This is a genomic window from Streptomyces durocortorensis (genome assembly GCF_031760065.1).
Taxonomy (GTDB): domain Bacteria; phylum Actinomycetota; class Actinomycetes; order Streptomycetales; family Streptomycetaceae; genus Streptomyces.
This window is the reverse complement of the sequence record NZ_CP134500.1, coordinates 6,928,379-6,950,754: the sequence shown is the minus strand read 5'-3', so window position 1 is coordinate 6,950,754 and position 22,376 is coordinate 6,928,379. Positions and strand designations below refer to the sequence as shown.

Sequence of the window (22,376 nt, the reverse complement as noted above, 5' to 3'; positions counted from 1 at the left end):
GTGCCCGGCTGGTCCTCGACACCCTGCGGGAGACCTGGCGCGAAGGGCCGCACGACCGGGCCGTGTTCGCCTCGCACGAGCTTCTGCCCCTTCCGTACGAACGGGCTCCGCGGCGCGGCGGGACATCGACGCCCCTCCTTGACGTCGACCCACTTCGGCCGGGTCGGCGAGCGGACCAGGGAGCCGGGCGGCGCCCACGTCGAGCCGGTGCGCTCCGCCGGGAATCCGGTAGGGGTGAAGCTCGGGCCCGAAGCGATGCCATGGGATGTGCTCGACTTGCTGACGAAGAGCCGATCCGTTCCTGTGATGCTCCGCGAGAACAAGAAGTTCACCGAAGTGGTCCCAGAACGGCGGATGGCCGGGTGGACTTCATCTGGAGATGACACCTGATCCGGTCACCGAATGTACACACCTATTGCCCGGACAGGACACACCAGAATTTCCCGACTATCGATCCGCTTGCGATCCCCGCCTCAATGCTCAACAAGCAGTCATGGCAGTAGAGATGTTTCTGGCCGCCGACTCCACCAGCAGAAAAGAATAATGGGAACTCACTACCACACCGAAGCCCCCCACACCCCGCCCGCCCCCCACCGGGCCGGAGCCAGACAGTGGGCCGGACTCGCTGTCCTGATTCTCCCCGTCCTCCTGATCTCCGTGGACATGACGGTTCTCAGCTTCGCCGTGCCCCACCTCGGGGAGGATCTGAAGCCGACGTCTGTCCAGTTGCTGTGGATCGTCGACGTCTACTCTTTCGTGCTGGCCGCGTTGTTGGTCACGATGGGGTCGCTGGGGGACCGGATCGGGCGGCGCAAGCTGCTGGTGACCGGGGCAGCCGCCTTCGGACTCGCCTCACTGGCGGCGGCGTTCGCGCCGAGCGCCGCCGCCATGATCGCGGCCCGCGCGCTTCTGGGGCTCGCCGGAGCGACCCTGATGCCGTCCACGCTCTCCCTCATCCGCAACATGTTCCGCGACGATCACCAGCGCAAGATCGCGATCGCGATCTGGGCCGCCGCGCTGTCCGCGGGCTCGGCCCTGGGGCCGGTGCTGGGCGGTGCGCTGCTGGCATTCTTCTGGTGGGGCTCGCTCTTCCTCATCAATGTGCCGGTGACGCTCTTCATCGTGATCCTCGCGCCGGTGCTGATCCTGGAGTCCCGGGCGGAGGAGCCGAGCCGACTGGACCCGCTCAGTGTCGCGCTCCTGGCCGCCGCCATGTTCCCGATGGTCTACGGGATCAAGAAGCTGGCGGTGGAAGGGCTCGCCCCGGTGCCACTGCTCTGTGTCGCGGTCGGCGTGGCCCTGGGGGTGGTGTTCACTCGCAGGCAGCTCGTCCGTACGGCACCGATGCTGGATGTGCGCCTGTTCGGCATCCCCAAGTTCACCGTCGGGGTGCTGCTCAACCTGATCACGCTCTTCGCGATGATCGCGGCCCTGTTCTTCCTGACCCAGTACCTCCAGATCGTCCGGGGCATCTCGCCCCTGGAGGCAGGGCTCGTACTGCTGCCCGGCATGGCGTGCGCGATCGCCGCCGGTTTCATCGCGGTGGCGTTCGCCCGCTGGTGGGGCGTGACCTCCGTGCTGGTGCTCGGCCTGGTGCTGATGGCCATCGGCTTCGTGCTGTTCACCCAGCTCGCCTCCGGACCCCAGGTCCCGTACGTCATCATCGCGTTCGCCCTGGTCTGTCTCGGGATGGGGCTCACCCAGAGCCTCACCAACGACGCCGTGCTGTCTGCCGCCCCCGAGGACCGGGCGGGCGCGGCCTCGGCCGTGTCGGAGACCGGGTACGAACTGGGCGCCGCCCTCGGCATCGCGATCCTCGGCAGCGTCCTCGTCTCGTCCTACCGCTCGGCGCTGGGGACCCCGCCGGGCGTCCCGGCGGACGCGCTGGCGGACGCGAGCGAAGGCGTGGCGGGAGCGGCGGGCGCCGCTGCCGAACTGGGTTCCGCGCAGGGCGAGTCGCTGCTGTCGGCCGCCCACGCGGCGTTCCTGACCGGCGTCCACACGACCAGCGCGGTCGCCGCGGTGATCCTGGTGGCCGCGGCCGCCCTGACCGCCTGGGCACTGCGGACCCGCAGGCCCGCCTGACCGACCGGGCCGACCGGTGCACCCGGCCGGCCCGCGCGGCCGCCGCTCGTGCCGGAGCCTCGGCCGGCTCACTCCTCGCGCGACGTCATGGCGCAGACCGCCGCCAGACGAACTGACCACTGGTCAGTGAGGTCGGCGTTGGGTCAGGATTCGTTCCACCGAACGTCACCACACCCTGCTCTGCAGGGGAGTCCCACCCAAGGCCCGCAGCCCACCCCAAGGACCAAGCGAGCAGCGACGAGTCGACCAGGAACGGATCTTTCGCCACGCCTGTCGGCCTGATGTCAGTTCGGGCGGCAATCCCAGCTCAGCGCATCCTCCCCCGCGCCTTCAGTGGCGTCGCAGGCAGTTCGGGGGCCGAAAGCGGAGGACCGTCGTAGCCCTTGACCTCGCCGAACCGCGATCCGCTCATCCAGTCCTCGCGGGCCCGGGCGATCTCCTCGTGGGAGCGGCCGATGAAGTTCCAGAACATCACGATCTCCTCCTCGAAGGGCTCGCCGCCGAGCAGCATCAGGCTCGCGTCGGAGACGGCGCGGAGGGGCAGTTCGGTGCGGCCGCAGCCGAGGTAGAGCATCGAGCCGGGCAGCACGGGGACACCGTCGACCTCGGCCTCGCCGGACATCGACAGGACCGCGTACTCGAAGTCGGGGTCCAGCGGCAGGCGGGCTTCCGCTCCCCCGGTCAGGGAGACGTCGGCGCCGACGATGGGGGTGTAGGCGGTGCCGGGCGAGGCCGCTCCGTCGAGTTCGCCGAGGATGACGGTGGCGGTGAGGCCGGGGGCGGTGACGGCGGGCAGGTCCGTGTGGTGCTGGAAGTGGGGCTCGACGTCACGGTGGGCGTCGGGGAGGGCGACCCAGAGCTGGGCACCGTGCAGAAACCTGGCGTGCCGCTTCGGGCTCTCCTCGGAGTGGCTGATGGCCCGGCCGGAGGTCATCAGACCCAGTTCCCGGGGGCGTACCGTCTGCAGGCTGCCCAGGCTGTCCCGGTGCAGGACCTCTCCGTCGTGGAGCCAGCTCACGGTCTGGAGCCCCATGTGGGGGTGCGGCGGAACCTGCATCCCGGGTTCGTCGGCGATGTCGTCGGGGCCGTAGTGGTCGACGAAGGCCCAGGCGCCGACCATGCGCCTGCCGAGGTTGGGGAGCAGGCGGCGGACCTCGGTGGACTCACCGAGCTGGACGCGGCGGGGGGTGAGGAGTTCGCGGACCGGCTCGGCGACGACGAAGCCGCGCCCTCCGCAGACGGAGGGAGTGGCCTGGCGATCGAGATTGCTCATGGCGCTCAACCTATTCCCGTGGGCGCGCGGAGTGCCGGGTCCCACGCCAGAATTTTAGTGGAATGTTCAACCACTCTGCGGTGTTGTCATCGCTGAACGGACGGCGGGGCGGCTCCCCGGGGGCCCGCACCACACGGAGGAGGACAGATGGACGAGACCTACTACGAATTCGGCACGGCCGCCGAGCGGTGGGACCGGGCGCAGCTGTTCTTCGAGGCCAAGGAATACCTGACGGCCGCCCGGATCCTGGGCGGACTCGTCGAGGAGGCGCCTGAGCAGGTCGCTCCGCGGCTGCTGCTGGCCCGCTCCTACTACCACTCCGCACGGCTGGGCAAGGCCGAACAGGAACTGCGGGCCGTCCTGGAACTGGACCCGGTGGAGGGCTACGCGCGGCTCATGCTGGGCCGGACGCTGGAGCGGCAGGGGCGGCCGTCCGACGCGGCGCCGCATCTACGGATGGCCGCCGCGTTCGCCGGTGACTTCGGCCCGGGGGCCGACCGCCCCTGATCCGCCGACCGTACAGCGGGCCGGGCCCGCGCCTCCCCGGTGCGGGCCCGCTCTCCTTTACCCGCCGGTACGGGCATCGGACAATGGGGTCTCCGGGGCGAAGGGGTGGGGATGCGTGAATCCAGGAGTGCCGCATCGGGCAGGGCGCATGCCTGGGTACGCCAGGCGCGGGCCGCGCGCGGGGGCGCGCTGCTCGCACTGATGCCTGTGGCCGCCACCGTGCTCCGGGGGCGGGGACGGCGGCAGCGGGGAGGCGGACGTTTCGGTCGCCCGGCCGCCGGGCGTCCACAGCTGGACCGCCGAACCGTGTGACCTGCTCATGGGCGCCCCACCCGCCGAGGGCTTCACGCTCGGAACGGAGACCGACTGCTCTCGGTGTCCGCGTACGCTCCGCACGGAAGTGAGGAGCGAGACGTGGACGTACAGGAGAGCCTCGCGAGGATCGTCGAGAACACTGCGCGGCGCATGGAGGACGGCCTCCGCGATCAGGACGCCCCGACTACGGCTCCTTCTTCGGCCTCCTGACGCCCCGCTCCCGCGGCGGGCGTCAGGAGGCGCTCCGTGAGGTAGCCGAAGATCAGGCCGAAGCCACTCCAGAACGTGACCTGGACGGCGAGCGTCGAGAGCCGGAACTTCCACAGCAGGCTGGCCGGGAAGTCCTTGCCGACCTCGTCGAACGAGGGCAGGAAGGCATGGGCGATGCCGATCACGACGACGAAACCGGCGGCCGCCGCGATGGTCGCGTTCCAGTTGCCCAGGCCGGGTGCGAGCCGCTTGCCGACGATGACGGCGGCGACGGCCAGCAGCACGCTGAGGGCGACCATCAGAAAGAACAGAGTGGTGCGCTGCCCGATGGTGTCGGGGTTGCCGACGGCCGGCGGGTTCGCCGGGTACTTCAGGAACGGCACGATGTAGACGGTGAGCAGGGCCGCTCCGGCGATCAGTGCGGCCGTGGCCCGCGGGCCGAAGTTGCCGATACGGCCCAGCGCGTACGAGACCACGACGGCGGCGATCCCGCCCGCCGCGACGCCGAAGACCAGCAGGGCCGTGGCGAGTCCGCCGGTGGCCTGCATGGTGCGGCTGACCAACTCCTCCTCCTCGCCCCCGCCGTGGCCGGCGTGGCTGTGGGCCTCTTCGAGGGCGATGGCGGCGTCCACCTGGGACTCACCGAGGAAGTAGGCGACGGCGAGCGCGAGTGCGCCCGCGATCAGGCCCGCGAGCATGCCGCGCACGAGCAGAGCCCTGACAGATATGGAGTTCACGATGTATCCCTGATTTCTCGGTTCTCTTGCTTCCCGTGTCCGCTGAATTCCTGGGTGCCTCAGGTGCCTCAGGTGCCTCAGGTGCCTCAGGTGCCTCAGTGGCAGGGGAAACCGAGCAGGTGACGGCCGTCGTGGACCCACTCGTGGACGCCCTGGCCCGAGATGAGCGCGGTGGCGCCCTGTTCGGCGCCGACGAAGTAGAGCAGGACGAGCATGAGGATGCCGAAGAAGACCGCCCATGGGGCTATGGCCTTCGCCGAGATCGGGGTGATCGCCGATGCCCCCGCGGCGGGAGCGGCGGACTGTGCCATGGCAGAACCTCCTGTGGGAACACGCGTCCCTGTAGTGGTGCCCCGGACGAAGGTGCTGGGTCTGACTTCCCGCAGGAGTGCGGGTACACAGTGGCGCGACCGTGCCGGATTCTCACCGGACTTCCGTCACACCGTCGTCATGGTCGACGAGACCATACCGCCTGTACGCAGGCACCGCCATGGTGCAATCTGCGGGGCCGCGGAGCGCGGATACCTTGGCGGAACAGGGCCCTGGGGCCCGTGTTGAAGGAGTGAGGACAGGGGCATGACGATACGGGTGATGTTGGCCTCACCGGCGATGAACGCGGCCCTGAGGGAGGCCCGCTTCGACGGCGACGCCCCGCTGGACCGGTCCGGGCGGGAGCTCGCGGAGGCGGCGGCCGGTGCGGTGCCGGAGGCCGGGACCCACCTGAGCGGCCCGTCCACGCGGTGCCTCGGGACCGCCGCCGCGCTCGGGCTGGCGGCCGTCGTGACCGAACCGGCCCTGGCGGGCTGGGACCTGGGGCGCTGGACCGGCCGTCGGCTCGACGAGGTGGGAGCGGCCGAACCGGCGGAGGTGGCGGCCTGGCTCAGCGACCCTTCGGCGGCCCCGCACGGAGGCGAATCGCTGCGGGACCTGGTGGGGCGGACCGGGGGGTACCTGGACACCCTCCAGGGTCCGGGCGGCGGGAGCGGCGGGGGCGTCCTCGCGGTCGTCGAGCCCTCGGTGGTCCGGGCGGCGGTCGTCCACGGTCTGCGGCTGCCCCTGGAGGCGTTCTGGCGACTGGACGTCGCCCCGCTCTCGCTGACCGAACTCGCCGGGCGGTCGGGCCGCTGGAACGTACGGCTGGGGCGCCCCCTTACCTCCGCCACCCCCGGCCCGTTCGTTGACTGACCGTCATCGGCCGTCGTTCTCCGCCCAGTCGGGCCGCACCAGCACCGCCGTGACGGCGATGCCCTCCTCGATGCGCCAGCGCCCCTCCAGCACCGTCGGCAGGGCCGGGTCGGTCCGCAGCAACCGGGCGGCGAAGGAGCCCTCGGCCACCCCGTCCTTCGTGCCGCCGTCCACCCCTCCCTCTGCCTGACGAAACACCAGATCGGCTTCCGTGAAGTCGAGTTCGAGTCGGGTGACCGGATACCAGACCTTGAAGACGCTCTCCTTGGCGCTGAACAGAACGCGGTCCCAGTGGATGGCGTCCGTGCCTTCCGGTGCGGGAGGGCCGATCCGCTCGCGTTCGGCGGGCAGGGCCACCAACTCCCGTACGTCGACGGGGAGCGGGGCGTGCGGCTCCGCGTCGATGCCCAGCGACAGCACGTCCGTTGCCCGCGCCAGCGCGGCCGCTCGGTAGCCGCCGCAGTGGGTGAGGCTTCCGACGATGCCCTCGGGCCACAGTGGCCTCCCCCGGTGGCCGTGGAGCACGGGGGCCGGGGGCAGGCCGAGCCCGGCCATGGCGCGGCGGGCGCAGGCACGCGCCGTCGCGAAGTCGTTCCTGCGCTTGGCGACGCCCTTGACGACCAGCGCCTCCTCCTCGGGGAAGAGGGTTCCGTCCGGGACGGTCTCCGCGCGGGTGGCGGCGCAGGAGACGTCGGAGGGCAACAGCCGCTCGATCACGAGGAGCCTCCGGGGGTGTGGTGCCGGGCGGACTGTTCGGCGCCGGTCGTGACGGTGGGGGCGGGCTCGCCCTCGTACGGGAGGATCTGGCGCAGCAGTCCGCGCGGGTGGCCCCGGTCGCGCCACTCCCGGGGATAGCCGATGGAGACCTCCTCGAAGCGCACCCCGTCGTACCAGGTCGTACGGGGGATGTGGAGGTGGCCGTAGACGACGGCCGTGACGTTGAAGCGGCGGTGCCAGTCGGCGGTGAGTTCGGTGCCGCACCACTGGGCGAACTCCGGATACCACATCACCGACGTGGGTTCCCTGACGAGCGGCCAGTGTCCGGCGAGGACGAGGGGTATCTCGGGGTCGTGCTCCGCGAGTCGGCGCTCGGTCAGGGCCACCCGGTCGCGGCACCAGTCGTCGCGGGCGGGGTAGGGGTCCGGGTGGAGGAGGTATTCGTCGTTGCAGACGATCCCGGCCTCGTGGGCGACGGCCAGCGACTCCTCCTTCGTGTGCGTGCCCGGGGCGCGGAAGGTGTAGTCGTACAGGAGGAAGAGCGGCGCCACAGCCACCGGTCCTTCGGGGCCCGGCCAGAGCGGGAAGGGGTCCTCGGGGGTGGTCACTCCGAGGCTCCGGCACAGCTCGACGAGGTAGGTGTAGCGGGCCTCGCCGCGCAGTTGGACCGGGTCCTTGTCGAGCGTCCACAGCTCGTGGTTGCCAGGGGTCCAGATGACGTGGGCGAAGCGCTCCGCGAGGAGTTCGAGCGCCCACCGGATGTCCTCGGGGCGCTCGGCCACATCGCCCGCGACGATCAGCCAGTCCGCGTCGGATGTGGGGTGCAGGGACTCCACGATGGGCCGGTTGTCGGTGACCGCCGCGTGCAGATCGCTCACGGCCAGCAGGCGGCCCGCGCCCGGCGGTCGGGGCCCCTCACCGGGGGACGGAACGGCGGCGGGAGCACCGTGCGGTGCGGGTTCGCTCGGAGCAGTCATGGGCGCTGGTTCCCGATCTGTCGGCAGTCGTCCGGCCCCGTCCGCACGGTACGGCGCCGCTGGGAACGTAGCCTCTCACGCCGGTCCGACACTTCCCCCGGGGTTGCGGCCCGTCACTTCTGCGCGCGGCGGGAGTTGAGTTCGTTCACCGCTCCGAGGGCGTCGCCGATCGTCGTGTAGTCGACCGCGATGAAGGTCACCGGACGGCCGCGTTCCGCCTCGCAGGCGCGAGCCCGCTCCAGGACCCATTCGCGGGTGTTGACCTGCCCGGCGTCCAGGCGGCTGCCGCCCCCGTCGGTGATGAAGTGGTTGAGCAGGAAGAGCCGTTTGCCGGTGCCGCCGCGGTTCGGCTCGCACGTCATGTCGGAGGGGCTGCGGAAGGCGAACGGGGTCTCCATTCCGTACCGGTAGAAGTTGCGGTACCAGGGTGCCGGTCCGTCGGCCTTCTCGGCGAAGACCACCAGCCGTCGGCCGCTGTCGATCATCTCCGCCAGCGTGGGCCACGGTTCGTCCGGGTTCTCGGCGGGGGTGTGCAGGAGGTCGTCGAGGCCTGCCGCGCGGAACGCCCTCTCGGTGTCCTCGGCGCTGATGTCGTCCTGGATGATCAGCGTCACGATCTCGGCGGGGTGCGCGCGGAGCCAGTCCCCGATGTCGGTCAGGGCCGGGACCAGTTCGACGGCTCCGGCGCGGCAGACGCTGTGGCAGAGCCAGAGGCCCTCGCGCGGCGGGTTGGCCCGGTCGACGGCGCCGGAGATCAGCCGCCGCTGTTCGGGGGTGAACTCGGGGGTGTCGAGCCGTGCCGTGATGTCCTGCGGGCTCTCCCAGCGGTAGGTGTCCAGTTGGAGGGCCCGGACACCGGTGCTGAGCTGGGTGGTGATGTCGGGGTCCTGGAGGGGACCGATGAACCGGTCGGCCGTCGTGGACATGGCGTTGTGGGAGGTGAGGTGGGCGACCTCGTCGTAGCGCAGCTCGCACAGACGGCTGCTGCCCTGGCAGCGGCGGGGCGCGGACGGGCCGAACACGGGCGGCACGATCAGGACTCCGGCCAGTGCGGCGCAGGCCACGCCCGCCGCCGTACCGCGCAGCACGGCCGGGGTCGGGGGCAGCAGTCGGCCCGGGTGCACCAGGAGCGCCCCGCCCGCGCCGGTGAGGAGCACGCCGCCGACGAGGGCCACGAGGGCGGCGCCGAGACCGGTGGCCACCACCTGGTCCACGGCGGTGCGCTGGAGGTCGTCGACGAGGCCGGTGACGCTCGGGGCCCAGGAGGACGGCGTGGTGAAGAACCGTCCTCCGGTGATGAGGCGGGCCAGGAGGACGGTCGCGGCGGTCAGGGCGCCTCCGCAGGCGAGCGCCTGGCCCAGCCGCATCACCCGTCGGGCCGGGGCGGCGGGACCGGTGGACCAGAGCGTCGCGAGAGCGGCCAGGGCCAGGGTGGCGGCGAGGATCTGGAGCAGGGGCAGGAACCGTATCCCGTCGCGCGTCTGCTCCAGGGCCGTGAGGTCGTTCCCGGCGGCGGTCAGGGTGCCGGTGAGGTCCCACGTACCGCCCTGGAGCGTGGTGCGGAGGCCGGCCGCGGCGTTCCGTGAGCTGTCGGAGAGGACGGCCGCGACGGTGGCCGCCAGGGCGGTGGCCACGTCCCCTTCCGCCAGGGCCACCTCGACCTCGGGGCGCAGGGCGGCCCGCTCCTGCCCCGGGGCGGCCGCCAGCAGGGCGTCGGCGGCCCGGTCGGCCTGCTCGTCGGTGAGCGGCAGGGCGGGCAGGGCGGGCGCCCGGCCCTCCTTCAGCTCGTCGAGCGCGGAGTTGAGGTCGGCGGTGAAGCGATCGAAGTCCGGCTGGTCGCGTCCCTGGAGGCTGGCCACCAGGTCGCCGAAGTAGATACGGGCGAGGTCGCCGAGGTTCTCCAGCACCGGGGTGATGTCCACCCGCAGCCGCAGTTCGTCGTCCTCGCCGCGCAGATAGCCGGTGACCGCGTGGATCTGCTGGTCGGTCAGCGCCCGCACGGTGTCGGGCGGAAGCACGACCTTGATGTTGGACGTCACCAGCGCCTCGGGCACGGGCAGGCGGGCCAGCAGATCACGGGTGAGGGGCGAGAGTTCCGGGTCGACGAGCACCTCGCTGTAGAGCCGGTCGTACGCCGACTCCTCGTCAAGTACGGCCTGGTAGAAGCCGGGCGAGGCGGCGGTGCCGCGAACGGTGGCGGTCAGGGCGACGGTCGTCACGCACAGCGCGGCGAGCAGGAAGGCGACCACCGGAACGAGAGGGCCGGACCGGAGCGGGGCGGGCCCCTGCCCGGGCCGGAGCGGGTTCGTGATCGGTTCGGCGCTCACTCCATCAGCCTAGGCGGAATATCCCATTCCATGCATGGGTGATGGGATTCGTTCCATGGAGGAGTCCCCTGCGCGCTCCGTTCACCTGGCCGTGCTGATGACGAGTCACGACCACCGTACGAGGACGCTGTCCGCGCTGCGCGCCCTGGAGGAGCAGCGCGGGCTCCCCGCCGGGACGACGCTCGGCGTGCACCTGGTCGACACCGGCAGCACCGACGGCACGCCGGAGGCGGTACGGCTGCGGTATCCGGCCGTGGAGGTCATGACGGTGGGCCCGGGCGTCCTCCGCAGCCAGGCGCTGCGCATCGCGAGCCGCAACAGCCGGAGCGGGGGCGGAGGCGGGGGCCCGCTCGGCGCGCCCGGCGGGCCGAGCCACACATGGACGCATCAGCTGTGGCTCGACGACGGCGTCGAACTGCACCCGGACGCGCTCGCGACCCTGCTGGGAACGGCGGAGGCGGTCGGACCCGACGCGGTCGTCGTGGGCGCGGTCCGCAACGCGTACGGAGACACCGTGTACTCCGGGCGGCGGGGCAGGTCCCTGGCGCTCGTCGAGCCCGGCGAGCACCGGCCCGAGCGCTGCGACACCTACGACGGGCGGGTCGTGCTGCTGTCCCGTGCCGTGTACGACCTGGTCGGGGACCCCGACAAGGTCTTCCGCCACCGGATGGGCGACTACGACCACGGGTGCCGCGCCCGGCGGGCCGGGGTGCACGCGTTCGTCGCCCCCGGCCACGCGGGCGCGTGCGCGGACGGCCCGGACGCTCCCGGCTCGCGGGAACCGGGCATCGGCGTCCGGGAGGCGCTGCGCCGGGTGACGTCCGTACGGGAACTGCCGCCCCGTCAGTGGTGCGTCTACTGCCTGCGCCACACCTGGCCGTGGGCGCCACTGCTGATGCTCTCCCCGTACGCACGGACCGCGGCCCGAGCCACCCTCGGACGGTGGCGGGGGTGAGACGGACCGTACGGGCTCAGCTCCGCTCGGCGGCGAGGGGAGCGGCGGAACGGCCGGCGGGGGGCGGAGGCACGGTGGGGTGACCCGCGGCGGTGAAGGCGGGGGCGGAGATGATCGGCTCGGGTTTCGCGGGGGCGGGTGCGGGGGTGACCGCCGTGGGCCTCGCGAGGGCGGGGGCCCCGGGCCCGGACGGGGCGGCCGACGCGGCAGGCGCGAGCCGGGTGCAGCTCGGCGTGGGGGCCGTGGGCGTGGCGCCCTTGGTGCGTCCCGTCGGGGTGCGCCGGGCGGCGGGGCGGGGCCGGGCGGCGTACGCCGGAATCCTCAGCAGGGCGAGCACGGCGGCCACGGTCCCGGCCGACGGTACGAGGAGGAGGGCGGGGTGCAGCACCTGCGCGTACACCAGCGTTCCGGCCGCCACCGACACGCCCGCCCAGAGGGCCAGGAGGATCGCCGCCCCCGGCACGGTGACGCGGACCCGGCGCAGTCGGTGCGCGATGTGGTCGTCCGCGTCCCGCAGCGGGGAACGCCCGGCGCGGCGACGGGAGGTCACGACGAGGGCGGCGTCGGCGAGGGCCACCGTCGCCAGCACCGGCAGCGCGGCCCACGCGGCGCGCCCGGACGGGGCGGCCGCCTGGATCAGCGCACCGGAGGACGCCAGGACGAATCCGGTGAACTGCGCGCCGCACCCACCCAGGTGGAGGCGAGCGGGGCGCCAGCTGTGGGGCAGGAAGCCGATGAGGCCCGCGGCGAGGGCGGCCGGGAGGAGGGCCGGTCCGGTACCGCCGTCGAGGGCCGCGCAGGCGAGCAGCCCGGAGGCGGTGACGATGCCGACAGCGGGCAGGGCCCCGTCGGAGTGGTCCAGCAGGGCGAAGGCGTTGGTGACGAGCACGATCCAGAGCACGGCCAGGGCGCCCGCCGCCGGTGACAGATCCGCGAGGCAGACGACGAGGACCGCGGCCGCCCACTGAACGGCGAGGCGGAGGGCGGCCCGCAGCGGCTTGAGGTCGTGGACCAGCCCGAGAGCGGCCACGATCGCGGCCCCGGCGAGCATCCCCGCCACCGGGTCCGCGGAGCCGTCCACCGCACCGAGCCACAGGGCCCCGCCGGCCGCCGTACCGACACCGAGGACGACCGTCGCACCGCCCATGGCCCGGCACCGGGTCCGTGGGGCCCGCCCGCCGGGTTCGTACGGGACGGGGGGCCGGAGCGCCGCGCGGCGGGCGCCCTTGGCGAGTACGACCGTGATGAACAGCGCGGCCACACCGGAGGCGATGATCCCCAGCACGTTCACCTGCCCTGCCTTTCCTCGTCGGGGACACGGGACGCCACTCGGGTGGCGTTTCTCCCCAACCTACGGGCCAATGTCCCCATACATCCCAAATAACACGAAAAGGGGCGCGCATTGTTCTGGCGCCGCCCCTCCACCACCCCTCCACCGCGCCGCCTCGGCTTCCGCCGCACCGGCGACCGCAGGCAGGGGGCAGTGCGCCGTCAGCATCAAGTGGTTTTGCTGCGGGAGGAGTTGAAGCCGCCCGGTGGTTGCACCACGGGCCGGTCGGGGGGGCAGCCTCAGGAGGCCTGCACCCCGCCCACGAAGGTCCTCAGGATCTCGATGGCCCCGATCCGCGAGGGGTCCACCCGGCGCGGGTCGTCGCCCAGGACCACCAGGTCGGCGCGGCTGCCGGGGGTCAGAGCGCCCGCCGTGCGCTCCCAGTGGCAGGCACGGGCTCCGGCGACCGTGTAGGCGCGCAGCGCCTCGTCGACGGTGACGGCCTCGCCGGGGCCGATGGGACGGCCCGAGGCGGAGGTGCGTTCGACCATGAACTGGATCGCCCGCAGCGGTGAGCCGTCGGTGACGGGCCGGTCGGAGCTGCCGACCAGGGCGACCCCGTGATCCAGGAAGCCCCGGCCCCGGTACATCCAGCCGGACCGCTCCTCCCCCATCACCGTCGCGTAGTCGTCACCGAAGGAGCGCAGGAAGTTGGGCTGGATCACGGCGCTCACGCCGAGGGCTGCGAAGCGGGGCAGCTGGTCGGGCCGGATCAGCCCCGCGTGCTCGATACGGTGGCGGGCGTCCGGCCGGGGCCGCAGTTTCTGGGCCCGCGCCAGAGCGTCCAGGGCCAGGTCGGCGGCGCGGTCACCGATGGCGTGGACGGCGAGCTGCCATCCGGCCAGGTGCCCGTCGACGATGAGGGCGGCGAGGCGCTCGGGGTCGTCCTGGAACCGGCCGGTGTCGCCGGTCGTACCCTCGTACGGGGAGGTCAGCGCGGCCGTACGCGCCATCATCCCGCCGTCGGTGTAGATCTTGAGCGCGCCCAGCGACAGCCAGTCGTCACCGAACCCGGTGCGCAGGCCGAGGTCCAGGGCCCGGATGAAGCCGTCGTCGGCGTGCGCGGCGCGCGGCCGCAGAGTGTCGCCGGAGGCCATGAGCTGGACCCGCAGGGGCAGGCGGCCCCGGTCCCGCAGCAGTTGGTAGGCGCCGAGTTCGACGGGGCTGTGGCCGAGGAGTCCGCCGCCGATACCCGCCTCGGCGCAGGCCGTGACGCCCTCGTCGAGACAGCCGCGGGCGGCCAGTTCGATCGCGTCGGCCAGCTCCTCCTGCGAGTAGGGCAGCCGCAGCCTGCGGGCGGCGGTCATGGCGCTCTCGGCGAGGAAACCCTGCTCGTGCGGGATCTCGGCCGGCAGCAGCTCCAGCACGGCGGTGTTGACCACACAGGCGTGCCCGGAGTCGTGCATCAGGAAGACCTTGCGACCGTGGCTGACCCGGTCCAGTTCGGCGGCGGTGAGGTGGCGGCCCAGCGCCCGCTGGTCGTACCCGGCGAGCTCCACCCAGGCGCCGGACGGGGCCGGCCGCCGGGCGGCCGCGTCCACCACGGCGAGGATGTCCTCGACCCGCTCGCACGGTGCGACGCTCGGCGTCCCGGCCTTCAACCCGGCCCAGGCCAGGTGGACATGGCTGTCGATGAAGCCGGGCAGCACGGTGGCGCCTCCGAGGTCGAGGATCTCGCGGGCGGGCAGGGAGGTCACCGCCTCGTCCACGCCGACGATCCGCCCCCGCCAGATGCCGAGGTCGTGGGCGACCGGGTGACCCGGGTCCATCGTGAGGATGTGAGCGTTCGTCAGCCTCGTACAGAGCATGACCGGTCCGTCCCTCGCGGGTCCGGGGACGGCGATCCGCACCCCCGACTCCCCCATCTGCCGACGGGATGGAGTGGACAGCGGCCCGCCCCTCGGTGTCAACAGCCGTGGCCATTAACGGCCGTTGTGTTGTTAGGTAAGCCTTGCTTTACTGAGGCGCCGATTGATCGCCCAAGCCCTCCTGGACCGAGCACTTCACCTCGATGGGCGGCTGCCTCACCGACCGCCCCTGACGATCGGGACCCACCCATGCGTACCGCACGCGCCCGGCACTACCTCATGTGCCGGCCCACCCACTTCGACGTGGTCTACTCCATCAACCCCTGGATGGACCCGACGAAGCCCGTCGACACCCCACTGGCCATCGCCCAGTGGGAGCGGCTGCGCGAGGTCTACCTGAACCTCGGGCACACCGTCGACACGATCGACCCCGTCCCCGGCCTTCCCGACATGGTCTTCGCCGCCAACGGCGCGACCGTCATCGCGGGCCGGGCTCTCGTGGCCCGGTTCCGTGACGCCGAACGTAGAGCGGAAGGCCCGGCCTACCACGACTGGCTGCGCGACAACGGCTTTCCGGAGCTGCGCACGGCCGCCTTCACCAACGAGGGGGAGGGCGACTATCTCCCCGTCGGGGACTGGCTGTTGGCGGGCACCGGCTTCCGCAGCGACCCGCGCTCCCACGACGAGGCGCAGGAGTTCTTCGGACGTCCGGTGATCGGACTGCAGCTCGTCGACCCCGACTACTACCACCTGGACACCGCCCTGACGGCGCTCGACGAGAACACGGTCGCCTACCACCCGGGCGCCTTCTCCCCCGGCAGCCGGGCCGTGCTGGAGCGCCTGTTCCCGGACGCGGTCCGCGCCTCCGCCGCCGACGCCGCGGCGTTCGGGCTGAACGCGACATCGGACGGCCACAACGTGGTGCTCCCGCAGAACGCGACCGGTCTGGCCGACCAGCTCCGCGACCGGGGCTTCAACCCGATCGGCGTGGACCTCTCGGAGCTCCTCAAGGCGGGCGGCAGCGTGAAGTGCTGCACGCTGGAGCTCCGCCGGGCCCACTGATCCGGGTCCACCGGTCCGCACCACGGCCCCTGCCCGTGACGGTCGGCCGGCCCCCTCACCCGCTCCGGGCAGAGGCCCGCCACTGTCACAGCGAGGACCGGCGGAGGCCCTGGATCATCGAGGATGCCGGATCCGAACCGGGCCCGACGGGCCAACGTGAGCACGCCGGGCACGCTCCGTCTCGGAGCCGGGCATCCGCGGGCCACGAGCCCGGCATCGCCGCAGTCCCGCGCGGCGGACACGGTCACGTCCGGCCCCGTGTGCTACCGGAGAGTCGCCACTACGATGTGCGCACGCGCCTCGGGGCGCTGGTGTGCCGGGAAGCCTGGTCGGCATAGGAGAGGGCAACCGCCTTCTCCTGCTCCGTGAGGACTTCAGAGGTTTCACCATGCCCTTGAGAAGAAGCCGCCCCGGCACGCGTCGCCGCCCGGCCACAGGACCCGTCCCGCCCGCGGGACACGACGGGCCGACCGGCTGATGCCCCGCGCAGCCATGTCGCCGGGCGACCGCACCACGGCCCGCCGCCGACTCCATGCGCCGCGACCCACGGAGTCGGGCACGAGCGGGCCGAGCACCTCGCCTTCCGGGGCCCGGCTCGTCGGCCAGTCCGAGCGGGCAGGGCGCTATGGGACCGGCCGTCGTCGCGAGGCGAGCCAAGCGTGACCCTGAGTGACACCTCGCCACTCAAATGAGAGGCGTCCGATAGGTGTCCGATAAACAGACTTCCGATGGCGGATAACGATCCGGTCACCCGCCCCAAGGCGGAGCGGGAGATTGTCAGCTATGTGACTCATGTCACTAAACGTTCCGTAAGGGGCGTGGTAAAAATTCCCCACTCCGCAGGCGGAACAGCCGCCGCTGTGAACGACCGGTAGCCAGCCGGACCACGACCGGAGCGACCGCGGTCCGCGTACCCACGCGGCTTCTCGCACCCCCACCGGACAACGACGTTCGTGCATCCCCCCACCGCACACCCACCGGCACAGAACCCTCTGCCGGCCCTGCGTCATCGAGGTAGCCCACGTGACACTCGACTCCATCACCCAGAACATCGACGAATCCGTCAGCGGGTTCTTCGAGCCCATAGCCGACTGGCTGGGCGGGATCGTCTTCTACTCCGTGACCATCGCCGGGGCGGAGGTGCCGCTCATCGTCACCTGGCTGGTGGTGGCGGGTCTGGTCTTCACCGGCTGGTTCGGGTTCGTCCAGGTACGCAAGTTCCGCCTCGCGGTCGACGTGGTGCGCGGCAAGTACGACGACAAGGACTCGGCGGGCGAGGTCAACCACTTCCAGGCGCTGACCGCCGCGGTCTCCGGCACGGTCGGCCTCGGCAACATCGCCGGTGTGGCCGTCGCCGTCTCCATCGGCGGCGCCGGAGCCACGTTCTGGATGATCCTCTGCGGTCTCCTCGGTATGGCCACCAAGTTCGTCGAGGTCACCCTCGGCGTGAAGTACCGCGAGGTCCACGCCGACGGCACCGTCTCCGGCGGGCCGATGTACTACCTGCCCAAGGGGCTGGCCGAGCGCTTCGGCAACAACGGCAAGACCCTCGGCAAGGCCCTCGCCGTCCTCGCCTCGATCATGATCCTGTTCTTCGGGCTCTTCGGCGGCAACCTCTTCCAGGTCAACCAGTCCTACGCGCAGCTCGTCTCCGTCACCGGCGGCGAGAGCGGCGCGATGGGCTCCTCCGGCGGGGCGCTCTTCTTCGGCATCCTCATCGCCGCCCTCGTCGGCATCGTCCTGCTCGGCGGCATCCGCTCCATCGCCCAGGTCACCAGCCGGCTCATCCCCGCGATGGCCGGCATCTACATCGCCGCCTGCCTCGTCGTCATCCTCGTGAACGTCACCGCGGTGCCCTCCGCGGTCAGCACGATCATCGAGGGCGCGTTCAACCCCGAGGGCGTCGCGGGCGGTGTGCTCGGCGCACTGATCATCGGGTTCAAGCGGGCCGCGTTCTCCAACGAGGCCGGTCTCGGCTCCGCGCCGATCGCCCACTCCGCGGTCAAGACCAAGCACCCCGCCAGTGAGGGCCTGGTCGCCCTGCTGGAGCCGTTCATCGACACGGTCGTCATCTGCACCATGACCGCGCTGACCATCGTCATCGCCAACCCCGCCAGCTGGGGCGAGGCCCGCGACGGAGAGTCCATCGGCGGCGTGACGATCACCTCGGACGCCTTCGCCACCGTGCTGCCCTGGTTCCCGTACGTCCTGACCGTCGCAGTGATCCTCTTCGCGATCTCCACGGTCCTCACCTGGGGCTACTACGGCCTCAAGTCCTGGACGTACCTCTTCGGCCGCAGCCGCACCAGCGAGACCATCTACAAGATCCTCTACACCCTGTTCGCCGTCGCCGGGTCCCTGCTCACCCTGCAGACCCTCATCGACCTCGCCGACGCGGTGCTCTTCACCCTCGCCGTCATCAACATCGTCGGCCTGTACCTGCTCGCCCCCGTCGTCAAGCGCGAACTCGACAAGTTCCTTGAGTACGTCCGCACCCGGAACACCGGCGGAACGGGCGGGGACGATGCCGAGGAGCCGACGAAGGTGAACGTCTGACAAGGACTCCGGCGCACCGGTCACGGTGCCCGCACACGGAGAGGGCCCCGGCGTGAACGCCGGGGCCCTCTCCGTCGGGTGCGCCGAGGTCCCGCCGTACCGTACGCGAGACGGGCGCGGGTGATGTCGGTGCCTTAGGTACGCGTCGTACGACGCCGGGCCCGGCAGGCGGCAGGCCCTCAGCCCCGATACGCCTCCAGCAGCCGCAGCCACACCTCACTGATCGTCGGGTACGCGGGAACCGCGTGCCACAGGCGGTCGACGGGGACCTCACCCGCGACCGCGACCGTCGCCGAGTGCAGGAGTTCCCCGATGCCAGGGCCGACGAAGGTGACGCCGAGCAGGATCTCGCGGTCCAGGTCCACGATCATCCGGGCGCGGCCCCGGTAGCCGTCGGCGTAGAGGCCGGAGCCCGCCACGGCGGCGAGGTCGTGGTCGACGGCGCGGACGCGGTGGCCGGTGCGTTCGGCCTCGGCGAGGGTGAGGCCCACGGATGCGGCCTCGGGATCGGTGAAGACGACCTGGGGGACGGCGGCATGGTCCGCGGTGGCCGCGTGGGCGCCCCAGCGGTCGGTTTCGAGGAGGGGGACCCGCTGGGCTCGGGCGGCGATCGCGGCGCCCGCGATGCGGGCCTGGTACTTGCCCTGGTGGGTGAGCAGGGCACGGTGGTTGACGTCCCCGACCGCGTACAGCCAGTCCGTGCCCTCGACGCGGCAGCTGTCGTCCACGGTGAGCCAGGAGCCGGGTTCCAGGCCGATCGTCTCCAGGCCCAGGTCGTCCGTGCGCGGGGCCCGGCCGGTGGCGAAGAGGATCTCGTCGGCCTCGACCCGACCGCCGTCGTCCAGCTCCACGGTGACGGGGCCGTCCGGTGCGGGGCGGTGCACGGCGGTGACGGAGACGCCGGTACGGATCGTGGCACCGGCCTCCGTCAGCGCCTCGGCCACCAGCTCGCCCGCGAAGGGCTCCATCTTCGGGAGCAGGCCCTTGCCCCGGATCAGCAGCGTCACCTCGGAGCCCAGCGCCTGCCAGACGGTCGCCATCTCCACGCCCACGACTCCCCCGCCGACGATCACGAGCCGCCCGGGTGCCTCCTTGGCGCTGGTGGCCTCGCGGCTGGTCCACGGGCGGGCGTCGGCGACGCCGGGGAGGTCGGGGACGACGGCCCGGGTGCCGGTGCAGACGGCGACGGCGTGCCGGGCGGTGAGCCGGTGCCCGGTGCCGTCGGCGGTGGTGACGGAGACCTCACGGGGGCCGGTGAGCCGTCCCGTACCGCGGAAGACGTCCGCTCCGATGTCCTCCAGCCAGGCGAGCTGGCCGTCGTCCTTCCAGTGGCTCGCCTCGTCGTCCCGGTGGGCGAGGACCGCCCGCACGTCCAGGGGGCCCTGCACGGCCGCGCTCAGTCCGGGGACACGGCGGGCGTCGGCGCGGGCCACGACGGGGCGCAGCAGCGCCTTGCTCGGCATGCAGGCCCAGTAGGAGCACTCGCCTCCGATGAGCTCGGACTCCACCACCGCCGTGGAGAGTCCGGCGGCGCGGGCCCGGTCGGCCACGTTCTCCCCCACCGGACCGGCACCGACGACCACTACGTCGTACGGGGAGTACTCGGGGATCTTCCCTGCGTCAGTCATGGAAACAGTGTCGTCGCGGGTGTGCGCCCCGGCCACATGGGCAGGCGGAATAGCGCAAGCGCAGTCACCGTTGTGCCGGACAGGCCCCGACAGGACCCCACGGGCGGGCACAGGAAGAGGTATCCCAAGCATGAGCACCGTAGAGCTCACCAAGGAAAACTTCGATCAGGTCGTGAGTGACAACGACTTCGTCCTGATCGACTTCTGGGCTTCCTGGTGCGGCCCCTGCCGACAGTTCGCGCCGGTCTACGACTCGGCCTCCGAGCGCCACCCCGACCTGGTCTTCGCCAAGGTCGACACGGAGGCGCAGCAGGAGCTGGCGGCGGCCTTCGAGATCCGGTCCATCCCGACGCTGATGATCGTCCGCGACAACGTGGCCGTCTTCGCGCAGCCGGGTGCGCTGCCCGAGGCGGCCCTGGAGGACGTCATCGGGCAGGCCCGGAATCTGGACATGGACGAGGTCCGCAAGTCCGTCGAGGAGCAGAAGCGGGCGGCCGAGGCCGGGCAGGGGCAGCCGGAGCCCCAGTAGCCGGCCGTCCGGCGCACGGCAGCGGGCGAGGGGCCCTGACCGACACCGTCACCGTCACGGACGCGGTGGTACCGGTCAGGGCCCCTCGGTCATGCCGGGCCCTCGCCCTCCGCCACGCGCACCGACATCCCGTAGTCCAGTTCCTCGCCGTCGATCAGCACCGCCTCCACCGTCCGGGTCTCCGGGTCGATGTCCGCCTCCATGCCCTCCCCCACATACCGGGGGTAGCCCGACGCCCCGGTCTCGCCGGTGGCGGCCACCACCGCGGACCGGATCGGCCGCCCCGGGGCCCCCGTCCGGGTCCTGCTGTGGTCGGGGATCAGGAGCAGCTCGTAACTCTGCGGATGGCTCATGCCTCCGACGCTAGACATCCGCCGTGCGCCCCGCATGTCGTCGCACCGCGGGCGGTCAGCTGGATTCGCGGTGCACGGCGGCGGTGCGCAGCAGGTCGTGGCGGACCGGTGGCCCGCCCGGGTGCTGAACCATGCGGTCGATGGTCTCGGCGAGCGGCTGCGGCATGGCGAGTTCCATGCGGACCGTGCTGAGCCGGGGGCGCAGCAGCCTGCCGATGAGGGAGTCGTCCGCCCCGATCACCGCCGTGCCGGCGGGCACGGAGATCCCCGCGTCCTGGAGGGCCCGCATCAGCAGCATGGCGTACTCGTCGTTGTACGCGAACACGGCGTCCAGACCGAGCCGCTCCCAGCGGGCGGCGAGCCGGGCCGCCGAGTCCTCCTCGTAGCGCAGCGGGAGCGGCCGGATTCGGGCCCCGGCCGCTTCCGCGGCGCGCCGGGCCCCGGCGAGGCGGGGTTCGGAGAACGGTGAGCGGCCCGGTTCCCCGGGCATGACGACGCCGATGTGGCGGCGGCCGCGGGCCAGCAGGTGTTCCACGGCGCTGGCGCCGACCCGCCGTTGGTCCATGACCAGGCCGTGCGCTCCGGCCACCGGTTCGGGGCCGAGGGTGATCACCGCTTTGGCGCCGGAGCGGGTGAGGATGCCCGTGCCGTGCGGGGTGAGGACGATGCCCGGTGGTACGACGACGGCGACGGGCCGCAGTTCGGCCCAGGCCGTGGCCGCTTCGTCGGCGGTGAGGCCGACGCTGCCGTACTGGACGACGGTGTAGTCCAGTCGGCGCAGCCCCGACTGGAGTTCCTCGAAGAAGTAGTGGTGCAGCGGTCCTGCCGGTATGTGGCCGGAGGGCAGCAGGACCATGCGGCTGTGTCCGGCGCGCAGGCTGCGGGCAGCGGCGTGCGGGACGTAACCGAGCTGGCCGGCGGCCTCCCTGACCCGGCGTCGGGTGGGTTCGCTGATCCGGACGGTGGCGTTGTTGTTCAGTACGTACGACACGGTGGCCCGGGACACTCCGGCGAGGCGCGCGACATCGGCGCTGGTCGGAACGGAGACTTCGGCGGGCTGATTGGGTAACTGGCTCATGGCGTCCGGCAGTCTTCCAGACCCGTGGGGCCGGGTCCCGGCCCGGGGGCCGCCTGCCCGGCCGCGATGGCCGGAACAACGCCCCGCGGTCGTGGTCCGACGCCCCGCTCCCGGGAACGGGCGCTGGAGGTTCTACGGTGTTGCGATGACGTTCCATGACAGCGCGTACCGTTCCGGCAATCCCTTCGACGTCCCCGGCAGCAGCGGCCCGACCGCCACGTTGCAGGCCGATCCCGAGGACGTCGGTCCCGTACGTACCTCCTACGCCCCCGACCGCGACGGCGATCCCGACCCCGGCGAGATCGTCTGGACCTGGGTGCCGTACGAGGAGAACGACGGGCGCGGCAAGGACCGGCCGGTGCTCGTCGTCGCCCGGGAGGAGGCGGGCACGCTGCTCGCCGTGCAGCTCTCCAGCAAGCAGCACGACCGGGACCACGAGTGGGTGGCGCTGGGTGCGGGCCCCTGGGACAGTTCGGGGCGGCCGTCCTGGGTGGATCTGGACCGGGTGCTGCGGGTCCATGAGGGCGGGATGCGCCGGGAGGCCTGCGCCCTGGACCGCGACCGCTTCGACCGGGTCACCGGGCGTCTGCGGGAGCGGTACGGCTGGAGCTGACCTGCCGCGTTGCGATAGCGACCGGCCTCGGCCACCCGCTTTCGTCTCCCGTGCGATGCCGTGCGGCGGCGCGCCCACGCGCGCTCCCCCGTGTGGTGCATCCGGGGCATGCTGGTGGTGACCCCGGCCTG

The 22,376-nt window shown here is 72.2% G+C and carries 21 protein-coding genes; 10 read left to right on the top strand and 11 right to left on the bottom strand.

All coding sequences use genetic code 11. The features are described 5' to 3' along the window. From RI138_RS30630 to RI138_RS30620, 3 genes are read left to right on the top strand one after another with little or no spacing between them, the layout of a single operon-like run. Positions 1-390: a 3-deoxy-7-phosphoheptulonate synthase gene (locus tag RI138_RS30630; RefSeq protein ID WP_311122509.1), complete on the top strand. Its 390-nt coding sequence runs from the start codon at positions 1-3 to the stop codon at positions 388-390. Then, entirely contained in the window at positions 380-544 is a 165-nt protein-coding gene (locus tag RI138_RS30625; protein WP_311122508.1) for a hypothetical protein, read from the top strand. The genes RI138_RS30630 and RI138_RS30625 overlap by 11 nt, the downstream gene beginning before the upstream one ends. Further along, the gene (locus tag RI138_RS30620; RefSeq protein WP_311122507.1) at positions 544-2,085 is read left to right on the top strand and encodes an MFS transporter; all 1,542 of its coding nucleotides are present in this window, start codon (positions 544-546) and stop codon (positions 2,083-2,085) included. Before RI138_RS30625 ends, RI138_RS30620 begins: the two co-directional genes overlap by 1 nt. Before the next feature lie 307 nt (positions 2,086-2,392). Here RI138_RS30620 and RI138_RS30615 read toward each other — a convergent pair whose 3' ends face one another. Beyond that, positions 2,393-3,358, bottom strand: coding sequence for a pirin family protein (locus RI138_RS30615; protein ID WP_311122506.1), 966 nt, complete (start codon positions 3,356-3,358; stop codon positions 2,393-2,395). 147 nt (positions 3,359-3,505) lie between these two features. Between RI138_RS30615 and RI138_RS30610 the strand changes: the two genes are divergently transcribed. Beyond that, positions 3,506-3,865 (top strand): tetratricopeptide repeat protein, encoded by a 360-nt coding sequence (locus tag RI138_RS30610; RefSeq protein ID WP_096630178.1) that lies wholly within the window; start codon positions 3,506-3,508, stop codon positions 3,863-3,865. 485 nt (positions 3,866-4,350) lie between these two features. On the opposite strand, the gene RI138_RS30605 is transcribed toward RI138_RS30610, so the two are convergent. Next, the gene (locus RI138_RS30605) at positions 4,351-5,127 is read right to left on the bottom strand and encodes a CbtA family protein (RefSeq protein ID WP_311122505.1); all 777 of its coding nucleotides are present in this window, start codon (positions 5,125-5,127) and stop codon (positions 4,351-4,353) included. Positions 5,128-5,222: 95 nt separating this feature from the next. Then, positions 5,223-5,438 carry a CbtB domain-containing protein gene (locus RI138_RS30600; RefSeq protein ID WP_096630174.1) on the bottom strand — a complete coding sequence of 72 codons (216 nt, stop codon included), beginning with the start codon at positions 5,436-5,438 and terminating at the stop codon, positions 5,223-5,225. A 265-nt stretch (positions 5,439-5,703) separates the two neighbouring features. On the opposite strand from RI138_RS30600, the gene RI138_RS30595 reads away from it, so the two are divergent. After that, positions 5,704-6,312 (top strand): histidine phosphatase family protein, encoded by a 609-nt coding sequence (locus RI138_RS30595; protein ID WP_311122504.1) that lies wholly within the window; start codon positions 5,704-5,706, stop codon positions 6,310-6,312. A 3-nt stretch (positions 6,313-6,315) separates the two neighbouring features. Here RI138_RS30595 and RI138_RS30590 read toward each other — a convergent pair whose 3' ends face one another. The 3 genes from RI138_RS30590 to RI138_RS30580 all read right to left on the bottom strand — a co-directional run bounded on the left by RI138_RS30590 (position 6,316) and on the right by RI138_RS30580 (position 10,333). Continuing rightward, positions 6,316-7,029: a 4'-phosphopantetheinyl transferase family protein gene (locus RI138_RS30590; RefSeq protein WP_311122503.1), complete on the bottom strand. Its 714-nt coding sequence runs from the start codon at positions 7,027-7,029 to the stop codon at positions 6,316-6,318. Next, on the bottom strand, positions 7,026-8,006 hold the full coding sequence (locus RI138_RS30585; protein WP_311122502.1) for a metallophosphoesterase family protein: 981 nt from the start codon (positions 8,004-8,006) through the stop codon (positions 7,026-7,028). Before RI138_RS30585 ends, RI138_RS30590 begins: the two co-directional genes overlap by 4 nt. Before the next feature lie 113 nt (positions 8,007-8,119). After that, positions 8,120-10,333 carry a PI-PLC domain-containing protein gene (locus RI138_RS30580; RefSeq protein WP_311122501.1) on the bottom strand — a complete coding sequence of 738 codons (2,214 nt, stop codon included), beginning with the start codon at positions 10,331-10,333 and terminating at the stop codon, positions 8,120-8,122. A 55-nt stretch (positions 10,334-10,388) separates the two neighbouring features. Here RI138_RS30580 and RI138_RS30575 point away from each other — a divergent pair, with 55 nt between their 5' ends. After that, positions 10,389-11,288, top strand: coding sequence for a glycosyltransferase family 2 protein (locus RI138_RS30575; protein ID WP_311122500.1), 900 nt, complete (start codon positions 10,389-10,391; stop codon positions 11,286-11,288). 16 nt (positions 11,289-11,304) lie between these two features. On the opposite strand, the gene RI138_RS30570 is transcribed toward RI138_RS30575, so the two are convergent. Further along, on the bottom strand, positions 11,305-12,579 hold the full coding sequence (locus tag RI138_RS30570; protein ID WP_311122499.1) for an MraY family glycosyltransferase: 1,275 nt from the start codon (positions 12,577-12,579) through the stop codon (positions 11,305-11,307). Positions 12,580-12,857: 278 nt separating this feature from the next. Continuing rightward, the gene (locus RI138_RS30565) at positions 12,858-14,426 is read right to left on the bottom strand and encodes an amidohydrolase (protein WP_311122498.1); all 1,569 of its coding nucleotides are present in this window, start codon (positions 14,424-14,426) and stop codon (positions 12,858-12,860) included. 162 nt (positions 14,427-14,588) lie between these two features. On the opposite strand from RI138_RS30565, the gene ddaH reads away from it, so the two are divergent. Together ddaH and RI138_RS30555 are read left to right on the top strand one after the other, a co-directional pair. Beyond that, on the top strand, positions 14,589-15,488 hold the full coding sequence (ddaH, locus tag RI138_RS30560; protein WP_398864399.1) for a dimethylargininase: 900 nt from the start codon (positions 14,589-14,591) through the stop codon (positions 15,486-15,488). A gap of 1,023 nt (positions 15,489-16,511) precedes the next feature. Then, positions 16,512-18,044 carry an alanine/glycine:cation symporter family protein gene (locus RI138_RS30555; RefSeq protein ID WP_311122496.1) on the top strand — a complete coding sequence of 511 codons (1,533 nt, stop codon included), beginning with the start codon at positions 16,512-16,514 and terminating at the stop codon, positions 18,042-18,044. A 179-nt stretch (positions 18,045-18,223) separates the two neighbouring features. Here RI138_RS30555 and RI138_RS30550 read toward each other — a convergent pair whose 3' ends face one another. Further along, positions 18,224-19,672, bottom strand: coding sequence for a dihydrolipoyl dehydrogenase family protein (locus RI138_RS30550; protein WP_311122495.1), 1,449 nt, complete (start codon positions 19,670-19,672; stop codon positions 18,224-18,226). A gap of 130 nt (positions 19,673-19,802) precedes the next feature. Between RI138_RS30550 and trxA the strand changes: the two genes are divergently transcribed. After that, a complete protein-coding gene (trxA, locus tag RI138_RS30545; protein WP_096630160.1) occupies positions 19,803-20,201 on the top strand; it encodes a thioredoxin in 399 nt (132 codons plus the stop codon). Between the two features lie 89 nt (positions 20,202-20,290). Here the strand turns inward: trxA and RI138_RS30540 are convergent, their stop codons facing one another. Continuing rightward, entirely contained in the window at positions 20,291-20,554 is a 264-nt protein-coding gene (locus RI138_RS30540) for a hypothetical protein (protein ID WP_096630159.1), read from the bottom strand. Between the two features lie 55 nt (positions 20,555-20,609). Then, a complete protein-coding gene (locus RI138_RS30535; protein ID WP_311122494.1) occupies positions 20,610-21,632 on the bottom strand; it encodes a LacI family DNA-binding transcriptional regulator in 1,023 nt (340 codons plus the stop codon). 145 nt (positions 21,633-21,777) lie between these two features. Here RI138_RS30535 and RI138_RS30530 point away from each other — a divergent pair, with 145 nt between their 5' ends. Further along, positions 21,778-22,245 (top strand): type II toxin-antitoxin system PemK/MazF family toxin, encoded by a 468-nt coding sequence (locus tag RI138_RS30530; RefSeq protein WP_311122493.1) that lies wholly within the window; start codon positions 21,778-21,780, stop codon positions 22,243-22,245. The last annotated feature ends 131 nt before the right edge of the window (positions 22,246-22,376 follow it).